At 64.2% G+C, this 6,752-nt stretch carries 6 protein-coding genes and 2 pseudogenes; 1 reads left to right on the plus strand and 7 read right to left on the minus strand.

Annotation, left to right across the window (positions count from 1 at the left end; genetic code table 11):
- From EN750_RS12670 to rsfS, 3 genes and pseudogenes are all read right to left on the minus strand, one after another.
- A pseudogene (locus EN750_RS12670) lies at nucleotides 1-840 on the minus strand (hypothetical protein); the annotation flags it as partial.
- 124 nt (nucleotides 841-964) lie between these two features.
- Nucleotides 965-1,447 carry a 23S rRNA (pseudouridine(1915)-N(3))-methyltransferase RlmH gene (gene rlmH / locus EN750_RS12675; RefSeq protein WP_127267094.1) on the minus strand — a complete coding sequence of 161 codons (483 nt, stop codon included), beginning with the start codon at nucleotides 1,445-1,447 and terminating at the stop codon, nucleotides 965-967.
- 27 nt (nucleotides 1,448-1,474) lie between these two features.
- Nucleotides 1,475-1,852, minus strand: coding sequence for a ribosome silencing factor (rsfS, locus tag EN750_RS12680; RefSeq protein ID WP_013529073.1), 378 nt, complete (start codon nucleotides 1,850-1,852; stop codon nucleotides 1,475-1,477).
- Nucleotides 1,853-2,093: 241 nt separating this feature from the next.
- On the opposite strand from rsfS, the gene EN750_RS41660 reads away from it, so the two are divergent.
- Complete coding sequence (locus tag EN750_RS41660) at nucleotides 2,094-2,945, plus strand: mechanosensitive ion channel domain-containing protein (RefSeq protein ID WP_127267095.1); 852 nt, start codon at nucleotides 2,094-2,096, stop codon at nucleotides 2,943-2,945.
- A 17-nt stretch (nucleotides 2,946-2,962) separates the two neighbouring features.
- Here EN750_RS41660 and EN750_RS12690 read toward each other — a convergent pair.
- The 4 genes and pseudogenes from EN750_RS12690 to EN750_RS12705 all read right to left on the minus strand — a co-directional run.
- Nucleotides 2,963-4,237: pseudogene (locus EN750_RS12690) on the minus strand (MFS transporter); the annotation flags it as partial.
- Between the two features lie 68 nt (nucleotides 4,238-4,305).
- Nucleotides 4,306-4,938, minus strand: coding sequence for a nicotinate-nucleotide adenylyltransferase (locus EN750_RS12695; RefSeq protein WP_245482689.1), 633 nt, complete (start codon nucleotides 4,936-4,938; stop codon nucleotides 4,306-4,308).
- 27 nt (nucleotides 4,939-4,965) lie between these two features.
- Nucleotides 4,966-6,252, minus strand: a complete 1,287-nt coding sequence (locus EN750_RS12700) for a glutamate-5-semialdehyde dehydrogenase (protein WP_127396618.1) — start codon at nucleotides 6,250-6,252, stop codon at nucleotides 4,966-4,968.
- A 3-nt stretch (nucleotides 6,253-6,255) separates the two neighbouring features.
- Nucleotides 6,256-6,752 (minus strand): PUA domain-containing protein (locus EN750_RS12705; RefSeq protein ID WP_348629590.1); only part of this gene is annotated, 497 nt, incomplete at its 5' end.

Here is a 6,752-nt window from a genome sequence, read left to right on the forward strand (position 1 = left end):
CGATGTGTTGTCGCCATCCGGTGTCTTCGGCTCCGCGGCCTTGGCCGCATCGGCGGCCTTGCGGCTCTTGTCGGCCTGCGCTTCGAGCGATGCGATCAACTCCTTCAGGTTGCCGGCCTTGGCCGCCAGCGCTTCGGATCGCTGCTTTTCGGCGGCCATTTGCGTCTGCGTGTCGGCTTCGAGCTTCTGCTTGGCCTCCAGCAGCATGCCGAGCCGCTTCTTTTCCGCCGTCTGGTCGCCGACCGCCGCCGTCAGCCGCGCCCGTTCGGCCTCGATCGACGCCGTGAGCCTGGTCTGTTCCTTGAGATCGGCAAGCAGGCTATCGGTCTGCTGGCGCAGTTCCGGCACCACCGCGCCGAGCAGGATGGCGCTGCGCACCGACGACAGCGCGTCCTCGGGCTTGACCAGGATCGCCGGCGGCGGGTTGAGGCCCATGCGCTGCAACGCGCCCAGCACTTCGGCCAGAACGTCGCGCCGCGCCATCAGCGAGGCGCGGATCTTCTGTTCCTGGCCCTTCAGTCCTTCCAGCCGGGCGCCGATGTCCTCGATGTCCTGGCCGAGCTTCTGCTCGGTCATCGCCGACTGGATCAATGCGGCGGTGATCGAGGCGTGATCCTTCTTGATCGTCGCGATATCGGCGGAGAGTTTGGCCAATCGTTCCGACGACAGCGTGATCTCCTTCGAGACCCGTTCGTATTCGGCCCGGCTCTGATCCGGATCGGGAGCCATGTCGAGCGTGTTTTCCGCCCGCCCCGCATGCAGCGACAGCACAAGCACCGCCACCGCGATGCCGCAGCGCGCGCGCCATGAGCCCGTTCTTGATTTTCTGTCTTCAGACATTGAAGCCCGACTCTATGCGTGGCTTCGTTAACGAACAATCAACCATGTTCGAAACCGCCCACTCGATGCAATCTTGCCTCGGCATTGGGGCGGAAATCCGGGTGTACTGCACCAATTCACCGGTTCACGAGCGATGATAGGGATGTCCCGAAAGGATGGTGGCCGCCCGATAAAGCTGCTCTCCCAGCATCACGCGCACCAGCTGATGCGGCCATGTCAACAATCCGAACGACATCACCAGTTCGGCCTGGTCGCGCAGCGACTGATCGTGACCGTCGGCGCCGCCGATGGCGATGACCAGCGCCTTGCGGCCACCGTCACGCAACAGGCCGAGGCGCCCGGCGAAATCTTCCGAGGAAAAGCTTTTGCCGCGTTCGTCCAGCAGGATCAAAGCGGTGCCGGGCTGCAACTGCGTCTGCAGTTTCTGGCCTTCCTCACGCCGGCGCTCGTTGGCGGTCTGGCTGCGCCCCTCGGCAATCTCGGCAATGCCGCCAAATTCAAGCCCCACGGCCGGGCCGCTCTTGGCGAAGCGCTCGAAATAGCGGTCGGCAAGCAGCTTTTCGGGGCCGGCTTTCATCCGGCCCACGGCATGAACTGATATCTTCATCCTCGCCTTGTAAGCCGCGCGAACGACTTAGTGGAGCGTTTCTTCCTCGAGGTCCGGCGCCTGCCACATCTTTTCGAGATTGTAGAATTCGCGGACTTCGGGGCGGAAGACATGGACGATGATGTCACCAGAATCGATCAGGACCCAGTCGGCGCCGGACAGCCCCTCAACGCGCGCGGTGCCGAGACCGGCATCCTTGATCGCTTTGAGAAGATGATCGGCGACAGCCGCGACATGACGGTGCGATCGGCCCGAAGCGACGACCATGTAGTCGCCGAGGCTCGATTTCCCCTGGATGTCGATGGAGACAATGTTTTCGGCCTTGGAGTCTTCCAGACTGGCAAGGACTGTCTTGATGGCGCGGGACACGGCGTCGTCTACGCTGATCCTGGCCGGCGAAGGCATGATATCGGCCTTCTTCCGCAGTGCTGTTCTCAGTGTATTTCCTTTCGCAGCAAGAACAACCAAATCACCCCTTGAAGCAGGTGACACCACTTAGATAGGCAGAGTTCCCTGACAGTTTCAAGACGGACCCTGCCTCGCACGAACGTATTGTCGCTCTTGTGGTTCCGCTGCACGCCGGAAAAGATCGGAACCCTCACCGCCCGCATGGGTTATCGGCTCACCGACCAACCGGATTCCCCCCATGCCGATCGACCCGCAAAACGCCTTTCTCAGCGTCCAGGCTGGCCTCGCCCAACTGAGCACGCTGATTGTTTCGTACTCCTTCTCGGCCATCGGTGCCGTCATCCTCTTGATTGTCGGCTACATCGTCGCCGGTCTTGCCGAACGTTCGATCTTCGCCGGTCTCGGCCATATCCATGGTTTCGATGCGACGTTGCGGCATTTCTTCTCCAAGATCGTCCGCTACGCCATCCTGATCCTCGTCACCATCATGGTGCTCGGCCAGTTCGGCGTGCAGACGGCCTCGATCATTGCCGCGATCGGTGCCATTGGCCTCGCCATCGGTCTGGCGTTGCAGGGCACGCTGCAGAACATCGCCGCCGGCATCATGCTTCTGGCGCTGCGGCCGTTCCGCATCGGCGAATCCGTCGAGGTTGGTTCGATCGCCGGCACGATCGAGGAAATCGGTCTGTTCGCGACCAAGCTCAGGACTGCCGACGGCGTCTACATCCTGGCGCCCAACTCGACGTTGTGGAACCAGCCGGTGCGCAACTTCTCGCGCAACGGCGTACGCCGCAGCGACATCACACTCTCCATCGGCTCCTGGAACGACATCGACAGGGCGCAGAAAACCTTGCTTGCCACTGCCGCGGCCGAACGGCGAGTGAAACGTGAGCCGGCGCCGATCGCTTTCGTCTCGACATTGGGTGACAGCACTGTTTCGATTGCCTTGCGCTATTGGACATCGTCGGCGGACTTCTTCGCCACCCAGACTGATCTCACCAAGCGCGCCAAACAGGAATTCGATAGCGAAGGCATATCGATCCCGCTGCCGCCGCCGGAAGCGCCCCAACCCGAAGCCCGCCGGCAATAGTCGGTTTGCTCAGGCCGGCCCTCATCGTCCGGTGCGAAGGCAAGTTCGACCGGCAAAGGCGCCTGCGCCGTCATCGGTGCGAAACTGCCGGTTTCACCGACCGGGACCGCACGCGTCGTGAACACGCGCAGAAGCACGAACAGGCAGAAGGCAGCGGCGATGAGAACAGCCACATAGATGAAAGCCTGCGTTCCGAAGACGGCCGACAGCGCCGTCACGATGCCGGGCACGACGAAACCCGACAGCGACCAGGCAAACAAAAGCGAACTGGACAGCGCCACCATGTCGTCCTTGCCGGCGCGGTCGGCGGCATGTGCGCTGGCCAGCGAATAGATCGATTCCGAGGCGCCGTCCCACACGATATAGATCACAACCAACGCGGCCAACGCGCCGCCATCGTACCCGAGCGCAAACAGGCCGGCGACCATGGCAAGCGCGGATGCGGCGATCAGCACATAGCGGCGGTCGGTTCGGTCGGAAATCCAGCCAAGCGGGATCTGCAGGATCAGAGTGCCGAGAGGCATCGCCGAAAGCAGCAGCGCCACATCGGCCTGGCTGTAGCCCTTGGCCGTGGCGTGGATCGGCGCGAAGCCCGCAATCGACATTGACAGGCCGCCGACCGCAAGCATGCCGGCGACGCCGACCGGTGAAACCCGCCAGGCACGGCGCAGCGCCACCGAGGCCGCCTGCGGTGCCGGCGGCTGGGCAAGTCGGGTCATCCCGACGGGAAGGATCGATAGCGCCGTGAAGGCGATGCCGATCAGCGGCGCATCCGCTGTCCTGATATCCACCAGCGCCAGCGTCGCGTAGCCGACGCCGAGCCCGGCGACATAGGCAACGTAGAAGAAAGCCATCACCCGGCCGCGGATGGCGTTGGCAACGGCATCGTTGAGCCAGCTCTGCGCGACGATGAACAGGCCGCAGATGGCAAAGCCGTAGAGCGCGCGGGCGGCAATCCACAGCAGCGGATGGACCCCGGCGCCGACAGCGGCGTTGGCCAGTGCGATCAGCGCCGATAGCACCATGAAGGCACGGGCATGGCCGACCCTTCGCACCAGCGGTCCGGTCAGGATACAGCCCGCCAGCCCACCGGCCGAAAGTCCGGTGATGATCAGCCCGGCCCAGGTCGGATCGAAACCCTCGGCCCCGAGCCTAACCGGGATATAGGCAAACATCAGCCCGTTGCCGACGGCAATCAGCGCCATCGACACGATGACGCTGGCAATCGCGATCAGCGGTGTGGGCTCGGCGCCCTGCTCGGCTTCACTGCGGGTTTTCCTGGGAATCGACATGCCTGCTCAGGATTGCCCATGAAACGGGCAAAGGGAGCGATAAAAGCGACATAACCGGGCGGTCGGCCTCACCCCTTCGCCAGCTTGCGGATCGCGCTCGACGACAGCGACGAGCGCGGGCCGTGGATGAAGGTCCAGGCCGGCGCCTTCATGCGGGCGAGCCTTGGCGCATCGCCCTCGTCGACGCGGGCATAGTCGAAGGTCTTGGCGACGACCGAGGACAGGAACGACAGCGTCGCGCCCGGGCGGTCGATGACGGCGATCGGGAAGGTCATGACGATCTCGCGCCAGCGCTGCCAGCGATGGAAATCGCGCAAACTATCCGCACCCATGATCCAGACGAACTCGACCCCGGGATTGCGCGCCTTAACCAGCGCCAGGGTGTCGGCGGTGTAGCGGACGTGATGGGCGGCTTCGAAAGCGGTGACCTTGATCTTCGGGTTCTTGGCGATCTGCTCCGACAGCTGCAGTCGTTCGCCCAGCGGCGCCAACTCCCTGGTGTTCTTCAGCGGATTGCCCGGCGTCACCATCCACCACAGCTGGTCGAGCGCCAGGCGTCTGAGCGCGATCTCGGCGACCAGCGCATGGCCGGCATGCGGTGGATTGAACGAGCCGCCGAACAAGCCGACGGCGAGGCCTTTCTCGGCATGCGGCATCTTCAGGTAACGGGAGGGTACCGCCGGTTCGGAAGATGCCAGCATTGCCTCAGGCTCTGACGACGAAAAGATTCAAGGCCTCACCTGTCCCGACCCGCGCACGCGGTATTTGAACGAGGTCAGTTGCTCGACGCCGACCGGTCCGCGCGCATGCATCTTGCCGGTGGCTATGCCGATCTCGGCGCCCATGCCGAACTCACCGCCATCGGCGAACTGCGTCGATGCGTTGTGCAGCAGGATCGCCGAATCGATCTCGTTGAAGAATCTTTCGACGGCTTGCGCGTCCTCGGCGACGATCGCCTCGGTGTGATGCGAGGAAAACGTCTCGATATGCTCGATGGCACCGGCAACGCCGTCGACCAGCTTCACCGCGATGATCGCGTCGAGATATTCGGTCACCCAGTCGGCATCGATCGCCGGCTTGGCATCGAAAAACACTTTCAGCACGTCGGCATCGGCATGGATTTCGCAACCCGCCGCGCGCAGTGCGTCGAGGATCGGCACCAGATGGGTGGAGGCGACCGCCTGGTCGACCAGCAGCGTCTCGGCGGCACCGCAGACGCCGGTGCGCCGCATCTTGGCGTTGACGGCTATCCGCACCGCCATGTCGAGATCGGCCGAGCGGTCGATGTAGAGATGGCAGATGCCTTCGAGATGCGCGAAAACCGGCACCCGTGCCTCAGCCTGCACGCGCCCGACGAGGCTTTTGCCGCCGCGCGGGATGATGACATCCAGCGTGCCGCCGAGGCCCTTCAACATCTCGCCAACGGCGGCGCGATCGGTGGTCGGCACCAGCTGGATGGCGTCTTCCGGCAGGCCGGCTTCCTTCAGCCCTTCGACCAGGCAGGCATGGATGGCGGCCGACGAATTGAGCGAATCCGAGCCGCCACGCAGGATCACCGGATTGCCTGCCTTGAGGCACAGCGCGCCGGCATCCGCGGTGACGTTCGGACGGCTCTCATAGATGACGCCGACGACGCCGAGCGGCGTGCGCACACGCTCGATATGCAGGTCGTTCGGCCTGTCCCATTGCGCCATCACATCGCCGACCGGATCGCGCAGCGCGGCGATTTCCCTGATGCCGTCGGCCATGGCGCGAATGCGCGCCGGATCGAGCTTCAGCCGATCCATGAAGGAGGCGGAAAGCCCGGATTCCTGGCCGTTCGAGACATCGATGGCGTTGGCGTCGAGAATGTCCTGCTCCCGAGCGACGATCGCCTCTGCCATGGCGAGGAGTGCGGCGTTCTTGGCGGCGGTCGTGGCAATGGCCAGCGGTCGGGCGGCAGCGCGGGCACGACGGCCGATATCGGCCATCGTTGCTACGGTGTCATCCCCGGATTTTTCATGCAGTTTCAGCATGGCTCATCCTCCGCTGGTTACCTGGTCACTGGCCAGTACTTGGTCGCCGGCCCGTACTTGGTCACCCGAATGGCTCACCACAAGGTCGTCGCGGTGGATCATCGCCGAACGCGCCTCGTAGCCGAGCACGGTTTCGATCTCGGTCGTCTTCAGGCCCGCGATCCTTACGGCATCGGCTGCATCGTAGGCAACCAGCCCGCGCGCGATCTCGCGGCCCTCGGGCGACAGGATCGCCACCGTGTCGCCGCGCGAGAAATTGCCGCTGACCAGCTTGACGCCGGCCGGCAGCAACGACTTGCCCGACAGCAGCGCACCGATGGCGCCGGCATCGACCGTAAGCCGGCCGGCCGGTTCGAGCTGGCCGGCGATCCAGGTCTTGTAGCCCTTGACCGGGTTGCTGCTCGGCCGAAAGAAAGTAGCGCGCTCGCCGCGTTCGATCGCCATCAGCGGCGACAACCGCGTGCCCGACGTGATGATCATCGCGGTGCCGGCGGCGGTGG

The sequence above is a fragment of the Mesorhizobium sp. M7A.F.Ca.ET.027.03.2.1 genome (assembly GCF_003999175.1).
In the GTDB taxonomy this organism is placed as follows: domain Bacteria; phylum Pseudomonadota; class Alphaproteobacteria; order Rhizobiales; family Rhizobiaceae; genus Mesorhizobium.